Origin of the sequence: Acidovorax sp. HMWF029 (assembly GCF_003060895.1) — a bacterium.
Classification (GTDB): Bacteria; Pseudomonadota; Gammaproteobacteria; order Burkholderiales; family Burkholderiaceae_C; genus Acidovorax.
In genome coordinates this window covers 4,584-5,268 of sequence record NZ_QAIH01000285.1, presented here as the reverse complement: position 1 = coordinate 5,268, position 685 = coordinate 4,584, and the positions used below count along the sequence as shown (strand labels likewise).

Genomic DNA, 685 nt, shown 5'->3' with positions numbered 1-685 from the left:
GACCAGCACCACGGCGGCGTCTGCGCTGCTGGCGGCGGTGACCATGTTGCGGGTGTACTGCTCATGGCCGGGCGCGTCGCCAATGATGAACTTGCGTGTTTCGGTGGCGAAGTAGCGGTAGGCCACGTCGATGGTGATGCCTTGCTCGCGTTCGGCGCTGAGGCCGTCGGTCAGCAGGGCCAGGTCGGTCTCGCCACCGCGCTGCACGCCCGCCAGGTGGTCTTGCAGCACGGCCTTGCTGTCCACCAGCAGGCGGCCAATCAGCGTGCTCTTGCCATCGTCCACGCTGCCGCAGGTGATGAATTTGAGGGCGGAAACATGGTCATTTTGGGCCTCTCCGCGCGTCTGGTAAGCGTTGGTAGCTATTGAGTTGATAGTGGTCATCAGAAATACCCGTCCTTCTTGCGCTTTTCCATCGAGGCATCGCTCGTCTTGTCGTCCATGCGTGTGGCGCCGCGCTCGCTCACGTCTGCGGCCAGGGTTTCGATGACGATCTCTGCCGGGGTGGCGGCCGTGCTTTCCACAGGTGCGGTGCAGGTGATGTCGCCCACGGTGCGAAAGCGCACGTCGCGGGTCTCGACCACGTCGCCTTCGCGTGCGGGTGTCAGCTCGGTCACGGGCATCAACAGGCCCTTCTTGTCCACCACTTGGCGCTTGTGGGTGTAGTAAATGCTGGGCAGGGCGA

General features: G+C 63.6%; 1 protein-coding gene and 1 pseudogene. Both read right to left on the bottom strand.

Annotated elements, in window-relative coordinates; translation table 11 throughout:
- Nucleotides 1-384, bottom strand: a 384-nt coding sequence (locus DBR12_RS23260) for a GTP-binding protein (RefSeq protein ID WP_233244935.1), incomplete at its 3' end; no start/stop codon positions are given.
- Nucleotides 384-685 (bottom strand): annotated as a pseudogene (locus tag DBR12_RS23255) (sulfate adenylyltransferase small subunit); the annotation flags it as partial. The pseudogene DBR12_RS23255 and the gene DBR12_RS23260, both read right to left, overlap by 1 nt.